Origin of the sequence: Arthrobacter sp. P2b (genome assembly GCF_900168295.1) — a bacterium.
In the GTDB taxonomy this organism is placed as follows: Bacteria; Actinomycetota; Actinomycetes; order Actinomycetales; family Micrococcaceae; genus Arthrobacter.
In genome coordinates, this window is record NZ_FVZL01000007.1 from 80,871 (window position 1) to 98,770 (window position 17,900).

Annotated in this window: 19 protein-coding genes; 5 read left to right on the forward strand and 14 right to left on the reverse strand. The window is 66.0% G+C overall.

Features of this window, described 5'->3' with window-relative positions:
- Positions 1–4: 4 nt before the first annotated feature.
- A complete protein-coding gene (locus tag B5520_RS13085; RefSeq protein WP_079597606.1) occupies positions 5–544 on the reverse strand; it encodes a TlpA family protein disulfide reductase in 540 nt (179 codons plus the stop codon).
- Positions 545–648: 104 nt separating this feature from the next.
- Positions 649–1,329 (reverse strand): histidine phosphatase family protein, encoded by a 681-nt coding sequence (locus B5520_RS13090; RefSeq protein WP_079597505.1) that lies wholly within the window; start codon positions 1,327–1,329, stop codon positions 649–651.
- Between the two features lie 197 nt (positions 1,330–1,526).
- Between B5520_RS13090 and B5520_RS13095 the strand changes: the two genes are divergently transcribed.
- The 3 genes from B5520_RS13095 (at position 1,527) to B5520_RS13105 (ending at position 3,710) form a co-directional block, all read left to right on the forward strand.
- Positions 1,527–2,075 carry a YceI family protein gene (locus B5520_RS13095; RefSeq protein ID WP_079597506.1) on the forward strand — a complete coding sequence of 183 codons (549 nt, stop codon included), beginning with the start codon at positions 1,527–1,529 and terminating at the stop codon, positions 2,073–2,075.
- Between the two features lie 206 nt (positions 2,076–2,281).
- Positions 2,282–2,746 (forward strand): hypothetical protein, encoded by a 465-nt coding sequence (locus B5520_RS13100; protein ID WP_079597507.1) that lies wholly within the window; start codon positions 2,282–2,284, stop codon positions 2,744–2,746.
- A gap of 109 nt (positions 2,747–2,855) precedes the next feature.
- Positions 2,856–3,710: a Yip1 family protein gene (locus tag B5520_RS13105; RefSeq protein ID WP_079597508.1), complete on the forward strand. Its 855-nt coding sequence runs from the start codon at positions 2,856–2,858 to the stop codon at positions 3,708–3,710.
- Between the two features lie 48 nt (positions 3,711–3,758).
- Here the strand turns inward: B5520_RS13105 and B5520_RS13110 are convergent, their stop codons facing one another.
- Positions 3,759–4,463, reverse strand: a complete 705-nt coding sequence (locus B5520_RS13110) for a redox-sensing transcriptional repressor Rex (protein WP_079597509.1) — start codon at positions 4,461–4,463, stop codon at positions 3,759–3,761.
- Positions 4,464–4,604: 141 nt separating this feature from the next.
- Positions 4,605–4,859 (reverse strand): glutaredoxin family protein, encoded by a 255-nt coding sequence (locus B5520_RS13115; protein WP_079597510.1) that lies wholly within the window; start codon positions 4,857–4,859, stop codon positions 4,605–4,607.
- A 76-nt stretch (positions 4,860–4,935) separates the two neighbouring features.
- Here B5520_RS13115 and B5520_RS13120 point away from each other — a divergent pair, with 76 nt between their 5' ends.
- The gene (locus B5520_RS13120) at positions 4,936–5,754 is read left to right on the forward strand and encodes an HAD family hydrolase (protein WP_079597511.1); all 819 of its coding nucleotides are present in this window, start codon (positions 4,936–4,938) and stop codon (positions 5,752–5,754) included.
- A 143-nt stretch (positions 5,755–5,897) separates the two neighbouring features.
- Here B5520_RS13120 and B5520_RS13125 read toward each other — a convergent pair whose 3' ends face one another.
- The 9 genes from B5520_RS13125 to B5520_RS13165 form a co-directional block, all read right to left on the reverse strand.
- Positions 5,898–5,996 (reverse strand): 30S ribosomal protein bS22, encoded by a 99-nt coding sequence (locus B5520_RS13125; protein WP_003792170.1) that lies wholly within the window; start codon positions 5,994–5,996, stop codon positions 5,898–5,900.
- A 194-nt stretch (positions 5,997–6,190) separates the two neighbouring features.
- Positions 6,191–6,403 carry a helix-turn-helix domain-containing protein gene (locus tag B5520_RS13130; protein WP_079597512.1) on the reverse strand — a complete coding sequence of 71 codons (213 nt, stop codon included), beginning with the start codon at positions 6,401–6,403 and terminating at the stop codon, positions 6,191–6,193.
- A 154-nt stretch (positions 6,404–6,557) separates the two neighbouring features.
- The gene (locus B5520_RS13135) at positions 6,558–7,682 is read right to left on the reverse strand and encodes a 3-deoxy-7-phosphoheptulonate synthase (RefSeq protein WP_079597513.1); all 1,125 of its coding nucleotides are present in this window, start codon (positions 7,680–7,682) and stop codon (positions 6,558–6,560) included.
- A gap of 267 nt (positions 7,683–7,949) precedes the next feature.
- A complete protein-coding gene (locus B5520_RS13140; RefSeq protein WP_079597514.1) occupies positions 7,950–9,275 on the reverse strand; it encodes a glycoside-pentoside-hexuronide (GPH):cation symporter in 1,326 nt (441 codons plus the stop codon).
- Positions 9,276–9,331: 56 nt separating this feature from the next.
- On the reverse strand, positions 9,332–10,351 hold the full coding sequence (locus tag B5520_RS13145; protein ID WP_079597515.1) for an acetylxylan esterase: 1,020 nt from the start codon (positions 10,349–10,351) through the stop codon (positions 9,332–9,334).
- Positions 10,352–10,525: 174 nt separating this feature from the next.
- On the reverse strand, positions 10,526–12,001 hold the full coding sequence (locus tag B5520_RS13150; RefSeq protein WP_079597516.1) for a rhamnulokinase: 1,476 nt from the start codon (positions 11,999–12,001) through the stop codon (positions 10,526–10,528).
- Positions 11,998–14,085 (reverse strand): bifunctional rhamnulose-1-phosphate aldolase/short-chain dehydrogenase, encoded by a 2,088-nt coding sequence (locus tag B5520_RS13155; RefSeq protein WP_079597607.1) that lies wholly within the window; start codon positions 14,083–14,085, stop codon positions 11,998–12,000. Before B5520_RS13155 ends, B5520_RS13150 begins: the two co-directional genes overlap by 4 nt.
- A 5-nt stretch (positions 14,086–14,090) precedes the next feature.
- Positions 14,091–15,257 carry an L-rhamnose isomerase gene (gene rhaI, locus B5520_RS13160; RefSeq protein WP_079597517.1) on the reverse strand — a complete coding sequence of 389 codons (1,167 nt, stop codon included), beginning with the start codon at positions 15,255–15,257 and terminating at the stop codon, positions 14,091–14,093.
- 80 nt (positions 15,258–15,337) lie between these two features.
- Positions 15,338–15,685: an L-rhamnose mutarotase gene (locus B5520_RS13165; protein ID WP_079597518.1), complete on the reverse strand. Its 348-nt coding sequence runs from the start codon at positions 15,683–15,685 to the stop codon at positions 15,338–15,340.
- A gap of 148 nt (positions 15,686–15,833) precedes the next feature.
- Here B5520_RS13165 and B5520_RS13170 point away from each other — a divergent pair, with 148 nt between their 5' ends.
- The gene (locus B5520_RS13170) at positions 15,834–16,865 is read left to right on the forward strand and encodes a LacI family DNA-binding transcriptional regulator (RefSeq protein ID WP_079597519.1); all 1,032 of its coding nucleotides are present in this window, start codon (positions 15,834–15,836) and stop codon (positions 16,863–16,865) included.
- Between the two features lie 15 nt (positions 16,866–16,880).
- On the opposite strand, the gene B5520_RS13175 is transcribed toward B5520_RS13170, so the two are convergent.
- Entirely contained in the window at positions 16,881–17,867 is a 987-nt protein-coding gene (locus tag B5520_RS13175; RefSeq protein ID WP_079597520.1) for an aldo/keto reductase, read from the reverse strand.
- Positions 17,868–17,900 lie beyond the last annotated feature (33 nt).

The following is a 17,900-nucleotide window of genomic DNA, read 5'->3' on the forward strand; positions in this document are numbered from 1 at the left end:
GCCGCTACTCTGCCACGGCGGCAGCGATAAGGGCTTTCAGGGTGCCCTTCTGGATTTCACCGAGGACGCGGGAAGCCACGCGTCCCTGCTTGTCCAGGACCAGGGTGGTGGGAACTGCTCCCGGCGGCACCAGCCCGGACACGGACAGCAGGACGCCGCCGTCCTTGTCATCAAAGCTGGGGTAGGTCAGGTTGAAGGTCTTGTCGAAGGCCTCGGCGGTGGCTTTCTCGTCGCGGAGGTTGACGCCGAAGAACTGCACGCCCTGGTCCTTGAACTCCTGGTGGAGCTCCTCGAGGATGGGTGCCTCAACACGGCAGGGCGCGCAGGCAGCGAACCAGAAGTTCAGCACGGTTACCTTGCCCTGGAAATCGGCAGGGGCCACCGTGGTGCCGTTGAACAGCGTGCCGCTGACCTGGACGGGGGACTTGCGGTCCGCCGCGGCGAACTCGGTGACCGATCCGTCGCCGGCCACATAGTTCTTGTTGTCCCCGGCTTTGGCCTGCTGCGCCAGGGCATCCTCCTGGGCGCAGCCCGAGAGTCCCATAGTGAGCGCGGCCAGGGCCACTCCACCTGCAGCCAGGAGGCTGCGGCGGGAACTGACCGGCCCCTGGCCGGCACGGGTATTCCTGAAATTACTGTCGGTCACTACTAGGCTCCAGGGGTGCTGGCGGCACCGGGAAGAAGGGACGCCGCGGGCTCGCTGTACTGCACGCGCAGGAGGGTGCCGTCGTCGTCGAACACCAGGGACGTGATGGAGGTAAGGGTGCATTCCCGCTTCCGCGGATCATGCCACAGGGGCTTGCCTTCGGCGCTCAGGCGGGTGGCCCAGATGGGAAGCTGGTGGCTGACCATGATCGCCTCCGGGCCGGCCATTCCGAAGTCGCCATTTGCCAGTTCGATGGCGCGGACGCGCGCTTCCTGCACCGCGTCCATCACCCGGGACGCCTGCTTCTTGTAGGGCTCGCCCCAGGAGGGCCGCAGGGGGTTGACCAGCATAGGCCAGTGCTTGGGCCGGCGGAGTTCCGCCTTGGTGACCTTCATGCCCTCGAAGTAGTTTTCAGCCTCGATAATCCGCGCATCAGTGTGGATCTCCAGGCGCAGGGCCTCGGCAGTGGGTGCGGCTGTTTCCTGCGCACGGTCCAGCGGCGATGCTGCCAGATACGTGATCCTGGCACCGTTGGCAACGCGCTGGCGGAAGTGCTCCGCGAGCATACGGGCCATCTCCCGCCCCAGTTCGGAGAGGTGGAATTCGGGCAGCCTGCCATACAGGACGCCGTCGGGATTGTGTACCTCGCCATGGCGGAGCAGATGGACAGTGGCTTGGGGCATGTTTACCAGTTTCTCAAAGATGGCGTGCGATCCGAAATCTTCTACACCCAGTAGAACTGAAGTTTATGAAGAAATGTTCCGGGATCGGGAACAAAAGATGCAAATGCATGTTTATAGTAGATGCAGCAGTTAGTTGAGACTTCAACATATGAAGCTTCAACACCATCAACAGGCACGCACATACAAGGAGCATCATCATGGCACTTCCCGCAGACGTCACCACCGGCACCTGGACCCTCGACAACTCCCACAGCGAGATCGGCTTCACCGTCCGCCACGCGGGCATCAGCAAGGTCCGCGGCCAGTTCACCGAAGCCGCCGCCACCCTGGACCTCCCCGGTGACGTTGCCGACGCCAGGATCAGCGCGACCATCAACACCGCCAGCTTCGACTCCGGCGATGCCAACCGCGATGGCCACGTCAAGGGCGAGGACTTCTTCGACGTGGAGAAGTTCCCCGAAATCTCCTTCGTCTCCAACGGCCTCGTCGCCAAGGGCAACAGCTACGAACTGACCGGCGACCTCACCATCAAGGGCGTCACCCGCCCGGTCACCCTGGAAACCGAGTTCAACGGTGTAGCCGTTGACCCGTTCGGCAACACCCGGGCCGGTGTTTCCGCTGAAACCACCATCAGCCGCAAGGACTTCGGCCTCACCTGGAACGCAGTCCTCGAGACCGGCGGCGTCCTGGTCAGCGACAAGGTTGCCATCAACCTGGAACTGGCCTTCATCGCCCCCGCTGCATAGTCATCCTTTCCGCCGGATCCCCGGCACCGGCTTTCACGCCGGTGCCGGGGTTCCGGCTTTAAGGGCGTCCGTCTTGAGTGGCGTTCGGCTTTACTGGCGTCGGTCGTCCCGGCCTGCGCACTGAAGCCGCAGTCCGCTGCGCAGGGGCAGTCCCGGCGGACCGAGCCTCGCCATGGCGCCGCCCGGGCGGGACTACAGTGAACGCCATGAGCAACTCCCCCAGCGCCCGGCCCGGCGGTTTAGCCGCGCTGTTTTCACTGGCCGGCCGCCCCACGGAAATCAAGGTCTCGTTCTGGATCTGGTTCGCCGGCGGCATCCTGGGCGCCATGGGCGGACTGCTGGGCATGCTTGCATCCCTGGTGCTCTTTGCTGCGGCACCCGCGGCAGCCGCAGCCGTGGTCACCCTGATGCTGCTGGCCTCCGCGGTGGGCGTTGCGCAGATGGTTTTCGCGGTAAAGATGAAGGCGGGACGGACGTGGGCACGGGTGGCTCTGACAGCCCTCGCCGCCGTCACGTTGGGCCTGGCCGTGATGAACATGGTGACCGGCATGGGCCAGGGTGGAAACTGGGCAGCCTTCCTGGTCAGCCTCGCGGCAACGGTCCTGATGTGGCTGCCCAATTCCCAGGCATGGTTTGCCGCCGGCCCGTCCCGGAATACCTCCGCAGAATGACCCACAACGCGGCGGCCCGGGGGTACGGTGGACTTAAGCCATGCTGGGGGCAGGCTACAGGACCGCTCCCGGCAGCCTCCCTGGAAACCGACATGCAGAAGGACCGCTCATGAGTACTCCTCCCGTCCCGCCTCCCGTACCCAATGACCCGCATTCCAATGGCTCACAGGGCGGCACCAACCAGCCCGGCAATAACCAGCCCGGTGACCAGTCCGGCGGGCAGCCCCGCTACGGCGAGAACGCGCCGCAGTACGGACAAAACGCTCCGCAGTATGGCCAGAACGCACCCCAGTACGGACAGAACCCGCCGCAGTACGGTTCCCAGCCGCCGTCGGCTCCGCAGTACGGCCAGAACGCACCCCAGTACGGCCAGCAGTTTGGCCAGAACCCGCCGCAGGCTCCCGGTTACGGGCAGCCGCCGTTCGGCCAGTCCTCCTACGGCCAGTCGCCGTATGCCCAGTACCCCTCGGAACAGCCGCAGCCTTCGGGGAGCGCCGGCGTCCCGCAGCTGGTGAACATCTCCTTCTGGCTGCTGATCGCGTCAGCGGCGATCTTCGTGATTTCCCTGTTGACGGGCCTCACCCAGCTGGACGATCCGCTGTTCCGCCAGACGTTTGAGGACCAGATGGAGGCCGGTGGCGCCACCGGCGTCACCTACGAGGACATCAAGGGCGTCATTGCCGGCACCCTGGTGGTGTTCGCCATCCTGGGCGCCGGGCTGTACCTGCTGGTGGCCTTCTTTATCCGCAAGGGCAAGAACTGGGCCCGCATCCTGGGCACGGTGTTCGCCGCCCTGTCCATCTTCGGCCTCTTCGGCCCGCCCTCGATCGGAACCCTCGGAACCCTGCTGGGGATCGCCGCCATCGTGCTGCTGTATCTTCCCGCCGCGGCTCCCTACTTCCGGAAGCAGCAGCCCTTTGCCAACCCGTACGGCGGCGGCATGGGCAACCCCTACGGCCGGTAGGCGCACATTTCCACACCTGCGGGCGTGGGTTCCGGGAACTGCCGAAATCTAGGCGGTCTGACCCGGGGCCTGCGCCCGCTGTGCGTGGTAGGCCAGGATCTGCAGTTCGGTGGCCATGTCCACCTTGCGGAGGTTGACGCCCTCCGGGACCTGGAGCATCACGGGCGCGAAACTCAGGACGCTGTGGACACCGGCCGCCACTACGCGGTCGCACACGTCCTGCGCCACGGCCGCCGGCAGTGCCAGCACCACCATATTGGCTCCGGTGCGGTGCAGCACGGTTTCCAGGTCCGCGACGTCGCTGACCCGCAGCCAGCCCACCTCGTTGCCCACCACCATCTGGTCGGCGTCAAAGATCGCCACGACGTCGAAGCCCCGGGACTCGAAGCCGCCGTACCGGGCCAGGGCCTTGCCCAGGTTGCCGGCACCCACAATGGCGACTTTCCAGTCGTGCGTCAGGCCCAGGGCGGCGGCGATGTGGCGGCTGAGGTACTGCACCTCGTATCCTACGCCGCGCGTGCCGTAGGAGCCCACGTGGGAGAGGTCCTTGCGCAGCGTGGACGAGCTCACTCCGGACGCTTCCGCGAGGGACTCGGAGGAGACACGCTCCACGCCGTCTGCAAGCAGTGTGTTGAGGGCACGGAGATAGAGCGTCAGCCGGGCCACCGCTGCGGGCGGGATCTGTTTGGCTGGCGTGCCCGTGGCGCCCGGAAGATCCGGAACAGCCTGGGGGGTTGAGTCCAGCGAAGTCACCAGCCCCTCCCTTGAGTCGCGTTGTGACTCCACTCTAGAGCCCCATCGCCGGTGCCAACAAAGCAGGCGTCATCACCGGAAACCACTCCCCTTGTTTGCGCCCATCCTTACTGAACCACTGCGCTTACTGGGACACTGCGCTTATTGGGCCATGGCGCGCTGGAGTACGCGTTCCAGCCGGGTTTCGTCGATTTTCCAGAAATCGCGCTGGACGCCGTCCACCAGCACCACCGGGATTTCCTCGGCGTAGCGTTCACGCAGCTCCGGCTGGTGGTCCACCCGTTCTTCGGTCCACTCCAGCCCCAACGCAGCGGTAACCCGCCCGACGGCGAGGCGGGCCTCCTCGCAGAGGTGGCAGTCAGCTTTGGTGATGAGGACGACGCGCGGTGTTGCCATGGCTTAACCGTAGCCCCGTCCGTGGTGCCCGGCACGCCGACGGTTTCCAGCCAGTGCATTGACTAGACTCAAGTCCATGCCCCAGGAGAAGTACGTCGCCGTAGTCACCAAGCCGGTTGCTGCGCCGCAGCCCGGCGAGGCGGCGTTCTTCGATGTGGACAATACCCTGATGCGCGGTGCCAGCCTCTTCCACGTGGCACGGAAAATGTACCAGCGGGGCGCCTTCACCATGGCCCAGGCCGCCGGCTTCGCCTGGAAGCAGTTCAAGTTCATGGCGCGGGGCGAGAACATCGACGACGTCCATGCAGTCCGGGACTCTGCCCTGACCCTCGCCGCAGGGATCACCGTTGACGACATCAAGGCTTTGGGCGAAGAAGTCTATGACGAGATGATCGCCTCCCGGATCTGGCCCGGCGCCAAGGCCCTCGCCGAACAGCACCTGCGGGTGGGCAGGCGGGTCTGGCTGGTGACGGCCACCCCCATTGAGGTGGCCACGGTGATCTCCACCCGGCTCGGACTGACCGGCGCGCTCGGCACTGTGGGGGAAATTTCGGAAGGCATGTACACCGGACGGCTGGTGGGCGACATCCTGCACGGTTCCGCGAAGGCCGTGGCAGTCCAGGGCATTGCCGACGCCGAGGACCTGGACCTCAAGCGCTGCTGGGCCTACAGCGATTCATATAACGACATCCCGCTGCTCAGCCTGGTGGGCCACCCTGTGGCCATCAACCCGGATGCCCGCCTCCGCCGGCACGCCCGCGACAACAACTGGCCCGTGTACGATTTTCGCGCCGGCCGCCGCGCAGCAACCTTCGGACTGAAGGCGGCCACGGCCGGCGGCGCCGTCTACGGCCTCTGGAAGGGCTTCGCAAGGATCCGCGGCCCGCGGGCATAGGAATCCGTCAGATCCTAAGCTTGTCCGCGAATCCGAACCGTGACGGTAAGGATCTGCGAACAAGGCCAGGAAGCTGCACCAGGAAAAACGAAATGCCCGCCGCCTGGAAGGCGACGGGCATTTCTACGCTGTTCGAAGTATCTCTACTTCTTATTGCGGCGCTGGTGACGGGTCTTGCGAAGCAGCTTGCGGTGCTTCTTCTTGGCCATACGCTTGCGACGCTTCTTGATAACTGAACCCACGAAAGTTCCTTACAAACTAGATGCAGTACCTGTCTGATGGAAATTGTTCGTGGACAGAGCTACGAACTGAACAACTGACAGATTCTTACAATGACGTAAAACGTTCCTTAACAGGGTACCGCTTATCGGGAGGGGCTACTGACCGCGGGGCTCCCACCGGCTCAAATACAGGGCATTGCGACGGAAAGAGTGCGTCACGCGGTCTCGGTGTGGCCGTCCACAACAGCACCTTTGAGGTACTGCTCCACGGCATTCTCCGGAACCCGGTACGAGCGGCCGAAGCGCACGGCGGGCATTTCACCGGAGTGGACCAGCCGGTACACGGTCATTTTGGAGACGCGCATGACCTGGGCTACTTCAGCCACGGTCAGGAACTTCGCGTTGGAGAAGTTCTGTTCTGACGACATTTCCCTATTCCTTTGCTGACGGATGGACAACAGTGACCCCAGGTACATGCCAATGCGGTGTTCCGATGCTGAGCCATCCACCAACCACCTACCTAGATACTCTAGATGTTCCTGTGGCAGATGTGAAAGTAGTCCGCTCCCCTATTTGGCTCCCCTACTTCACTGCGCGGCGCTTGCGTGCGGACGCCGCAAGCTGGTCCAGCACGGAGACCGAGACGTCCCATTCCATGCATGCGTCCGTGACGCTTTGGCCGTAGACGAGTTCCGCGCGGCCGGCTGCGTTCTCGGCGACGTCCAGGTTCTGGGCGCCGCCCACCAGGAAGCTTTCCAGCATGACGCCGGCAATCGCCTGCGCGGACGTGCCGCCGTCCTCGAGCTGGGCGCCGATCTCCAGTGCCACCTCGGCCTGCCGGTGGTGGCTCTTGCCGCTGTTGGCGTGGCTGGCGTCCACGATCACCCGCGGGTTGAGGTGCTTGCCGGCCAGCTTGGCCGAAGCAGCCGCGACGTCGCCCGCGGAGTAGTTGGGCCCCTTGCGTCCGCCGCGGAGGATCACGTGCGTGTCCGGGTTTCCGGCGGTGGCCACCAGCGCCGCCCTGCCGTCGCCGTCGATGCCGAGGAAGGCCTGGGCCGCCCCGGCGGCACCGCAGGCATCGATGGCAACCTGCAGGTCGCCGTCGGTCCCGTTCTTGAAGCCGATGGGCATGGACAGGCCCGAGGCGAGCTGCCGGTGGATTTGGCTTTCCGTGGTGCGGGCACCGATGGCCCCCCAGGAGATCAAGTCCGCCATGTACTGCGGGCTGATCGGCTCCAGGAATTCGGTGGCGGTGGGCAGTCCCAGGGCCGTGACCTGCTGCAGGAAGTGCCGGGCGGTCCGGAGGCCGGTGACCATGTCGTGGCTGCCGTCCAGGCGGGGATCGTTGATCAGGCCCTTCCAGCCGACCGTGGTGCGGGGCTTTTCAAAGTAGGTCCGCATCACGATGAGCAGGTCTTCCTTGTGCTTTTCGGCCTGGCTGACCAGCCTGCGGGCGTATTCCAGCCCGGCCTTGGGATCGTGGATGGAGCACGGCCCCACGATGACCAGCAGGCGATCGTCCACCCCGTCCATGATGGCGCGGACTTCGTCGCGTCCGCGTTCGACGACGTCCGTCACCCGGGCGTCCAGCGGCAGTTCGGCGATGAGTTCAGAGGGCGTGGGCAGCGCGGTGAATTCGCTGACACGCAGGTTTGAGGTGGTTTTGGCGGCGGCGGTGCTGGCTGCTGATGCTGTTGCGGTGCTCATGGTGGGTCCTGTTCCAGATGGGAAGCGGGCCCAGTTCAGAACCCGCCGGAGAAACGGCGAAGGGCAGAGAATGATCTCTGCCCTGTTGGCTCTGAAGGAAAGTTGGATGCGTGTCAGTTAGACGCGGGCCCCTCCAGAGCCAACGAAAAATACGCATACCAACGGTTAGTCATGCCTCAGACCATAGCCGCGGTTTGTCCCCGGGCGCAAACCATGTCCGTCACATGACTTTTTCGGACGCCGCTGGCTCCCCGCTACGGCTGCCAGCTATCGGCTCGACTGCAGGCCGGCCACCAGTTCGGCGTGCCTCTTGTCCGTCAGGCGGTACCAGTACATGATTCCGGCGGCGGCCAACACGAGGGCTGCGGGCAGCAGCCCGGCAGCGGCGCGGATGGCGAGAATGGCGGATTCGGCCTGCTCCGGCGCCGCGGACGAGTATCCACCCCAGGCCAGGGAAAAAGCCACCACCCCGCCGCCGAACCCCATTCCCAGCTTCCGGGTGGCGGCCAGGAGGGCGTAGTTGATGCCCTGTACCCGGACACCGGTTTTCCACTCGCCGTATTCAACGGTGTCCGCGATGAGCGCCCAGGTGAGGATGCTGACCGAAGCAGACGAAAGCATTGCCAGCACAAGGCCCGTTACCGCAAGCCAGGGCAGCCCCGCCGGAGCGAGGAAAACAATCAGTCCGCCTGCCGCCCCGGCGCAGCCGCCGGCCGTGTAGGCAGCCCGTTTGCCCCAGCGTGCCACGAGGCGCGGCATAACGACGGCGAGTGTCAGGGTGATTGCCACCTGCGCGGCGGCCATGACGGGAAACAGGTCCACCCGGGAGAGGACATCCCGCAGGTAGAAGAACTGGGCGGCGCCCGTGGCTGAGGTGCCGGTGACGAAGAGGATGGAGCTGATGCAGAGGACCAGGAGCGGCGAGTTGGCCTTCAGCGCGTCCGTGCTTTGGCGCAGGGTGATTTTGGGGATGCTGCCGCCGATCTGTTCCCGGCAGGCAACAGCCGTGAACAGATAGAGGGCGGACCCCACGGCGGCAAAAACCAGTGTCATCACGGTGAAGATCTGCTGCATATCCCCGCCGGCGCCGAGCAGGGGCGCGATGAAGAAACCCAGGGTTGCCCCCACTGACAGGCCGCCGATGGTCCGGGCGCCGCCGAGCCGGGCCCGCTCCCGGGGGTCCTGGGTCATGGCCCCCACCAGGCAGCCGTAGGGCACATTCACCAGGCTGTAGGCCAGGCAGACCAGCCCGTAGGTGCAGTAGGCGTACAGCAGCTTGGAGGACGGATCCACGTCGGGAACGTGGAACACCGCAGCGCCCAGCAGGAGCGGAACGAAGCCGAACATCAGGAAGGGGCGGAACTTGCCCCACCGTTTGCTCTGCACCCGGTCCACGATGCGGCCGGCGGCTATGTCGGTGAAGGCATTGAACACCCGCGCCACCACCAGCAGCGTTCCTGCCGCCGCCGCCGCGATGCCGGCCACGTCCGTGTAGTAGACGAGCAGGAACATGTTCGCCGTACTGATGATCATGCTGTTGGCTGCGTCGCCGGCACCGTAGGCCACAACGCTGAGCCTGCTGAGTTTCTTCATTGGTTCCTTGATTCCCCGGACTCGGAAACCGTTTTCTCAAGTCCGCAACAAGGAACTTACCCCAAAATTTTGCGGAGAAACAGCAGCTGCCGGATCCAGTGGTGTTCCTGGCCGCCCTCGTGGTTGTTGAACCGGTACACCTCAATGTCCTTCGCGGCGCCGGTGGGAGCGGTACCGGCCGCCCCGGAGCCGTAGGCGTTGAAGCTGGCAAAAACGGTGGACGGCGGGCAGATATCGTCCATCTGGGCTGCCGAATACAACGCCGGTGCCGTCGCCAGGCGCGCCAGGTTGACGCCGTCGAAGTAGCGAAGGACGTCAAGCACGGGCTCGTAGCGGTCCCGGTGGCGCGCCAGGAACTGGGCGATCTCCGGGTACGGGCCGCGCGGGGTGATGTCGATGGCGCGGGGGAAGTCCTGCAGGAACGGAACATCCGGCAGCGCGGCGATCACGCCGTCGAGCCGTCCTGCCGTCAGCCCTGCAGTGGCAACCACGATGCCGCCGCCCTGGCTGACACCGGCCAGCACTACCTTCTCAGGATCGACGCCGGGGTGCGACTGTGCAGCCTCCACCGCGCGGAAAGCGTCCACGTACACCCGGCGGTAGTAGTAGTCTTCCCGGCTTGCGATGCCCCTGGTCATCAGGCCTGCGTGGGCCACGCCGCCGGCGGAGGGGTGCGGGTCGGGCGTCTCACCCAGGGTTCCGCCGTAGCCCTGGCCGCGGGTGTCCATGATGAAGTGCGCGTACCCGGCCTGGGCCCACCGGGTGTCCTGGTTGACCAGCCCGCGGCCGCCCGAGTATCCGACATAGTGGACCACCACGGGCAGCCTGGCCCCGGCTTCCCGGTGCGCGGGGAGGTGCAGCCAGCCCTTGACGGGGGCGCCGCCGTAGCCGGAGAACGTCACGTCGAAGGTGTCGATGACGGAGAGGTAGTTTTCTGCCGGTTCGAAGGACGCATTCAACGGAAAGGCCCGGGCTTCGGCAATGGTGGCGTCCCAGAAGGCAGTGAAGTCGGCGGGCGGCGTCACGTCCGAGGTATAGCTGCGCAGCTGGGCCAGGGGAAGGTCGAAGAGTGGCATGGGCTATCCGGTCCTGTCAGGTAGTTGGCTTGTCTACGGCCCTGCTTACAGGCCGGCGAGACGCTTCCCGAAGATCTTAGGGGCCGCCGCACAGTCCCGGCATGGACGCATGACGCCGCGTTCAGGAACGTGGCGTCATGCGTCCGCGCGTTGCGGATCTTTGCTGTGCAGGACCTACAGGCGCGACAGCTCCGGGGTGAACGCCTGCAGCTGGTGTGACCGCACCACCAGGCTCCGCAGCCCGGTCAGTCCGCCGGACACCGCACCGGCCGCCCGGGCCTGCACCAGGACGTTGCCCAGGGCAGTGGCTTCCACCGGTCCTGCGATTACTTTCTTGCCGGTCACGTCCGCGGTGAGCTGGCAGAGCAGCCGGTTCTGGGAGCCGCCGCCCACCACATGCACCACGTCCACGGAGCGGTCGGCCAGGCGTTCGGCGTCACGGATGGTGCGTGCGTAGCCGGTGGCGAGGCTGTCCATGATGCAGCGGGTGATGGCGGCCGGATCGTTCGGCAGCACCTCGCCCGTGCGGCGGACCGCTGCCCGGATCCGGTCCGGCATGTTGTCCGGCGCAATGAAGTAGGGATCGTCGGGGTTGATCTGCGGTCCGCCCGGGGGCAGCGCGGCGGCCGCTTCCAGCAACGCCGGAAGCTCCGGCCGGAATCCTTCGGCCGCCCAGGTGCGCTGGCACTCGGACAGGAGCCACAGTCCGCCCATGTTGCGCAGGTAGCGGATGGTGCCGTCCACGCCGCGTTCGTTGGTGAAGTTCGCTTCCCGGCTGGCCTCAGTGAGGACCGGGTGCTTCAGCTCCAGCCCCACCAGGGACCAGGTGCCGGAGGAGATGTACGCGAAGTCCTCTTCCTGCGCCGGGACGGCGGCGACGGCGGAGGCTGTATCGTGCGAGCCGACGGCCACCACTGTCGTGTCCTGCGGGAGCCCCACCTGGGATGCGATCTCCGGCAGGAGGGTCCCGAAGGATTCGCCGGGTTGGATCAGCGGGGGGAACAGGTCCTTCCGCAGGCCCAGGGCGGTGAGGAACTCGGTGGCCCACTCCCCCGCGACGGCGTCGAACAGGCCGGTGGTGGAGGCGTTGGTGGCCTCGGTCCGGCGCTGCCCGGTCAGGAGGAACGCGATCAGGTCCGGGATGAGGAGGGCCTGGAGGCCGGCCAGGTCCTGCTCGGTGGCGAGCTGGTAGATGGTGTTGAACTGCAGGAACTGCAGTCCGGTGGTGCCGTAGAGCCGTTCCGGGTCCAGTTTCCGGTGCACAGGCTCGACGGCGGCGCGGCTGCGGTCGTCCCGGTAGCTGAACGGCTGGGCCGTCAGCTTTCCGCCGGCGTCAACCAGGCCGTAGTCCACGGCCCAGGTGTCGATGCCGATGCTCGCTACCTTCTCGCCCTGGGCTGCGGCGACGGTTGCAGCGGCCCGCAGGCCCTCAAGCACCTCCGCGAAGAGCGCGTCGAAGTTCCAGCGGAGGCCGCCGTCGATTTCCACAACACCGTTGGGAAAGCGGTGGACCACCTCGAGCTGCACAGCGGCTTCCGTCGCGGTGCCACCGGCAGCCACCCGGCCGAGGATGACCCGGCCGGAGGAGGCGCCGATGTCGACGGCGGCGAACACCTTGCCGCCGTCGACACCCTGAACCTGCCCGCTCATCGCAGGAAGGCTGCGGCCACTCCGGCGTCCACGGGGATGTGCAGGCCGGTGGTGTGGGACAGTTCGTTGCTGGTGAGCACGGCGGCGGCGTTGGCCACGTGCTCGGGCAGGACTTCGCGCTTGAGCAGGGTGCGCTGGGCGTAGTACTCGCCCAGTTTCTCCTCATCCACGCCGTACACTGCGGCGCGCTTGGCGCCCCAGCCGCCGGCGAAGATGCCGGAGCCGCGGACCACGCCGTCGGGGTTGATGCCGTTGACGCGGATGCCGTACTCGCCCAGTTCGGCCGCGAGCAGGCGCACCTGGTGGGCCTGGTCTGCCTTGGTGGCCGAGTAGGCGATGTTGTTGGGGCCGGCGAACACGGAGTTCTTGGAGGAGATGTAGATGATGTCCCCGCCCAGGCCCTGCGCGATCATGACCTTGGCGGCGGCCTTGGCCACCAGGAACGAGCCCTTGGCCATGACGTTGTGCTGCAGGTCCCAGTCCTTCTCGGTGGTTTCCAGCAGCGGCTTGGAGATGGACAGGCCGGCGTTGTTGACCACCAGGTCCACGCCGCCGAATGCCAGGACGGCGGCGTCAATGGCGGCGGCCACCTGGGCTTCGTCCGTGACGTCGGCCTGGACACCGATGGCGACGTCCGGGCCGCCGAGCTCTTCGGCCACCTTTTCGGCGTTCTCGAGGTTCAGGTCGGCGATGACCACGCACGCGCCCTCCGCGGCGAGGCGGGTGGCGATCGCCTTGCCGATGCCGGAGGCGGCGCCGGTGACCAGCGCGATGCGGGTGGCGTGGGACTTCGGCTTGGGCATCCGGGCCAGTTTGGCTTCCTCCAGCGCCCAATACTCGATCCGGAACTTCTCGGATTCCTCGATCGGGGCGTAGGTGGAGATGGCCTCGGCGCCGCGCATCACGTTGATGGCGTTGATGTAGAACTCGCCGGCAACGCGGGCGGTCTGCTTGTTGGCGCCAAAGGAGAACATGCCCACCCCGGGCACCAGCACAATGGCCGGGTCAGCGCCGCGCATTGCCGGGATAGCAGGGCCCCCAGCCGCAGGGTCCCCTGGCCGAGCTTGCGAGGTCAGGGAGCGGCTGGGGACGTGGCGGTCGTAGTAGGCCTGGTAATCCTCGCGGTAGTCCGCGTGGAGCTCGTGCAGCCGGGCGATGGAGTCCTCGATCGAGGCGTCGGCGGGCAGGTCCAGGATCAGGGGCTTGACCTTGGTGCGCAGGAAGTGGTCCGGGCAGGAGGTGCCCAGGGCGCCCAGCCGCGGGTGCTCGGCGGCTTCGAGGAAGTCAAGGACGACGGCGTCATCGCTGAAGTGCCCCAGCTGCGGCTTGTCCGTGGAGGCCAGGCCGCGGATCACGGGTGCCAGCGCTGCGGCCTTGGCGCGGCGCTCCGCCTCCGGCAGGGCGGCGTAGCCGGGCAGCTTGGCACCGAAGGGTTCGGCCTTGCCGTTGTCCCGGATGTACTTCTCGGCCTGCTCGATGATCCACAGCGAGTTCTGCTCGGCCTCTTCGCTGGTGGCGCCCCAGGCGGTGATGCCGTGCCCGCCCAGGATGGTGCCGATGGCCTGCGGGTTGGCTTCCTTGATCGCGGCGATGTCCAGGCCCAGCTGGAACCCGGGGCGGCGCCAGGGCACCCAGACAACCTTGTTGCCGAAGATCTTGGTGGTCAGCGCCTCGCCGTCCACCGCGGTGGCGATGGCGATGCCGGAGTCCGGGTGCAGGTGGTCCACGTGCGCTGCGTCCACCAGGCCGTGCATGGCGGTATCGATCGAAGGAGCCGCACCGCCCTTGCCGTGCAGGCAGTAATCGAAGGCTGCCACCATCTCGTCTTCACGCTCGACGCCCGGGTAGACGTTCTTCAGCGCGTTCAAGCGGTCCAGCCGAAGGACGGCAAGGTTTTCGGCCTTCAGGGTGCCGAGGTCCCCGCCGGAGCCCTTGACCCATAGCAGCTGGACGTCCTCGCCCGTGACCGGGTCCTTTTCGGTGCCCTTGGCGGAGGTGTTGCCGCCGGCAAAGTTGGTGTTCCGCTTGTCCGCGCCCAGGCGGTTGGAACGGGAGATCAGGTCTTCAACAGTCTTGTTGCTCATGCTGGTTATGCGCCCCATCCGGCTTGCTGGCCGCCCACGCGGTCCTCGTTGATCTTCTTCTGGTAGCCGCTGGCTTTGAAGGCGGCCAGCGGGTCCGCGGGCAGGCCGCGGGATTCACGCCACTCGGCCAGGACCGGGCGGACGTCGGTGTAGAACGCGTCGTTGAAAACTGCGTTCGCTGCCAGGACATCCCCTGCTCGCTGTGCTTCGTTGAGTGCGGCTGTGTCCACCAGCAGGGCACGGGCAGTCATTTCCTGGACGTTCAGCACCGAGCGGATCTGGCCCGGGATCTTTTCTTCCAGGTTGTGGCACTGGTCCAGCATGAGGGCCACACCGGAGTCCTTGCCGTAGCCACCGCCCCGGATGACCTCGTACATGATGCGGAAGAGCTGGAACGGATCGGCGGCACCCACGATGAGGTCGTCGTCGGCGTAGAAGCGGGAGTTGAAGTCAAAGGAGCCCAGCTTGCCCAGGCGCAGCAGCTGCATCACGATGAACTCGATGTTGGTGCCCGGCGCGTGGTGGCCGGTGTCCAGGCAGACGAACGCCTTCTCGCCCAGAGCCAGGGTCTGGGCGTAGGACGTGCCCCAGTCCGGAACATCGGTGTGGTAGAAAGCCGGCTCGAAGAACTTGTACTCCAGCACCAGGCGCTGCTCGTCGCCCAGGGCTGCGTAAATTTCCTGGAGCGATTCGGCCAGACGGTCCTGGCGGCCGCGCATGTCATCCTGGCCCGGGTAGTTGGTGCCGTCAGCCAGCCAGATCTTCAGGTCCTTCGAACCCGTGGCGTGCATGATCTCGATGCAGTCCAGGTGGTGGTCGATGGCACGGCGGCGCACTGTCTCGTTGGACGAGGTCAGGGAGCCGAACTTGTATTCATCGTCCTGGAAGGTGTTGGAGTTGATGGTCCCCAACCCAACGCCCAGGCCTGCCGCGTACTCCTTCAGTGCGGCGTAGTCATCCACCTTGTCCCACGGAATGTGCAGGGCCACGGTGGGGGCCAGGCCGGTCAGTTCGTGGACCTTGGCGGCGTCCGCCAGCTTCTCCTGCACGGTGCGCGGAGTGCCGGGGGTACCGAACACCTTGAACCGCGTGCCTGAATTTCCATAGGCCCACGAGGGGACCTCGATGGCAAGCTCCTCGAGCCTGCCCAGCGCCGTTGCTACGTCATTCATGATGGTTCTTTCCGGTGTCTGTGATGGGTCTGTTGTTGGTTGCCCCGCTGCTGGAGCCTGTTTGGGTCAGCCCGCGTGCTTCAGGAGGAAGAGGTTCCTGCGGCCGCGAGCTGGCTGTCGAGGTTGAAGACTTCTTCCATGACCTGGAACCCTTCGTCGGGCGCCTGGCCGGAGTCTTCGAAAAGTGTTGCCATTTCCGCCTGCCACCGGGCGTTCACGTCCGTGAGGGCCATGCGGGCCCGGGCCGCTTCGAAGTCGTCGCACTCCAGGTAGCCCACCAGGAGTCCGTCCTCCCCCAGGAACAGGGAGTAGTTGTTCCAGCCGGCGTCCTTGAGGGCTCGGAGCATCTCCGGCCAGACGGCAGCGTGGCGGCGCTTGTATTCCTCCAGCAGCGCCGGCTGAACGGAGGAGCGGAAGCACACCCTCATCTGGAACTCTCCTGAACTCGCGAATCTTTGAATCGTTTCATTGTTACGATTCAAAGTACTCTTGAACGTGAGTAGGTGTCAAGCATTCCGGCGCGCAGTTTCGCGAGCTGCCGGGAGCACGGCACGCAGGCCACCAGCACGGAGAATCATGAACCGCTCAGCCAGCATCAAGGACGTCGCCACCCATGCCAGCGTGGCCGTAGGCACCGTCTCGAATGTGCTGAACTACCCGGACCGGGTATCGCAGCGCACCAAGGAGCGGGTGCTGAAGGCCATTGATGAACTGGGGTTCGTCCGCAATGATGCTGCCCGCCAGCTGCGCGCCGGCCACAGCCGCACCGTGGGGCTGATTGTCCTGGACGTGGGCAACCCCTTCTTCACGTCGGTGGTGCGTGCCGCGGAGGATGCCGCGGCACTGAACGGCAGCGCCGTCCTGCTGGGCGACAGCGGCCACGACGCCGCGCGCGAAGCCAACTACATCGACCTCTTCCAGGAGCAGCGGGTCCAGGGCCTGCTGATTTCCCCCGTGGGCGATGTCACCGAGCGGCTTGACCTGCTGCGGGAGCGCGGCGTGCCCACGGTCCTGGTGGACCGGCTGGCCGATGAGTCCAAGTTCAGTTCCGTGGCGGTGGACGACGACGCCGGCGGGTACCTCGCTGCCCGGCACCTGCTGGACACCGGCCGCCGTCGGCTGGCTTTTGTGGGCGGGCCTACCTCCATCCGGCAGGTGGCAGACCGCCTGCAGGGGGCGCAGCGCGCCGTGAAGGAGGAACCGGACGCCACGCTGGAGGTCCTGAACTCCGACGGGCAGAGCGTCCTGGCCGGCCGCAGCGTGGGAAACATGCTGGTGGAACGCGGCCGGGAGGATTTGCCCGATGGAATTTTCTGCGCCAACGACCTGCTGGCCCTGGGCGTCATGCAGTCCCTCACGATGACGCACACCTTCCGCATCCCGGAGGACGTTGCGCTGATCGGCTACGACGACATCGACTTTGCCGTCTCGGCGGTGGTTCCGCTGTCCTCCATCCGGCAGCCCACCGAGGCGCTCGGGCGGACGGCCATCGAGCTGCTCACGGAAGAAGTTGAGTCGCAGAATCCGATGCACCGTTCAGTGGTGTTCACGCCCGAGCTCGTGGTCCGGCAGAGCACCGCTGCCGCCGGGGCGTCGACGGATAGCTGAGCTTCCTCAGGTCGGTCAGGCCGGAATCAGTCCCCGCTCCTGAAGGTCCTGCCACAGCTCGCGGGGAACCTCTGCGGACATGCGCTCCGCGCTGTTACTGATTTGCTCCGGCCTGCTGGCGCCCACCGTGACGTTGACGACGGCGGGGTGGCGGAAGGGAAACTGGATGGCTGCGGTGGGAAGCTCAACGCCGTGTTCGCTGCAGACGCGTGCCAGCAGCCGGGCGCGCTCCAGGATCTCCTCGCTGGCTTGGGAGTAGTTGTAGTGGGCATCCGACGGCAGGTCGGGTTTGGCCAGGATGCCGGAGTTGTAGACGCCCACGCTCACCACTCCGGTTCCCAGCTCCAGGCAGCGGTCCAGCAGCCCTGCGCCCGGGCGGCCATCGGATCCCGGCTGCTCCAGCATGGTGAACCTGCCGGCCAGCATCAGGAAATCCAGGTCCGCGGCTTCCACGCACTCCATGGCGGCGCCCGCAGTATTGGTCCCGACGCCGATGGCCCGCACCAGGCCCTCGGCCCGGAGCTTCTCCAGGGCCGGCAGCGCCGTCTTCACCGCATCTTCCATGCTGTACACATCAGGATCGTGCAGATAGGCGATATCGATGTACTCGAGGCCCAGCCGCTCCAACGACTGCTCGATGCTGCGCTTTGCCCCGGCTTCCGAAGGATCCCATTCACGCCGGAACTCGGCGGGGACGTCAAAGCCCTCCGGATCCCTGGCGTCCTTTGTTGCCGGCGACGGCACGAGGACCCTGCCCACCTTTGTTGAGACAACGAATTCTTCCCTTGGCTTGGCCGCCACGACCTGTCCCATGCGCCGCTCGGACAGGCCCAGCCCATAGTGGGGGGCTGTGTCGAAGTAACGGATGCCGGCATCCCAGGCGGCCTCCAGGGTCGCGGCAGCCTGCTCATCGGAAATAGCGCGGTACAGGTTCCCCACCCCGGTACCCCCAAAGCCAAGACGGCCAAGCTGGTCCCGCAACTGCCATTTGCCCTGGTTCATGGTCCTTCTTCCCGCACTCTTCGGCTCACGATG